The sequence below is a fragment of the Pseudomonas sp. SIMBA_067 genome, from assembly GCF_046534675.1.
GTDB classification, from domain to species: Bacteria; Pseudomonadota; Gammaproteobacteria; order Pseudomonadales; family Pseudomonadaceae; genus Aquipseudomonas; species Aquipseudomonas putida.
This window is the reverse complement of record NZ_JAWRYH010001557.1, coordinates 1-228: the sequence shown is the minus strand read 5'-3', so window position 1 is coordinate 228 and position 228 is coordinate 1. Positions and strand designations below refer to the sequence as shown.

Below are 228 nucleotides of genomic sequence, written 5' to 3'. Positions count from 1 at the left end.
CTGATCGACGCGCTGATCGAACAACGCCAGGTGCTGGAGCTTGAAGTGCGCCTGCCGGCTCCGCTGGGTGGTGAGTTGCACCTGTGGCTGATGGCGCGCTTGCCGCAGCAGCGCCGCGACTACCAGGCCGTGATCCTCAGCATCAGCGACATCACCAGCCGTAAACAGGTCGAGCTGTCGTTGCTGGAGCGCGAAAGTTTCTGGTCGGACGTGGTGCGTACCGTGCCC

At 64.0% G+C, this 228-nt stretch carries 1 protein-coding gene; it reads left to right on the top strand.

The window, feature by feature from the left end; genetic code table 11:
• Nucleotides 1-228 (top strand): hypothetical protein (locus SB765_RS34680; protein ID WP_410933162.1); only part of this gene is annotated, 228 nt, incomplete at both ends.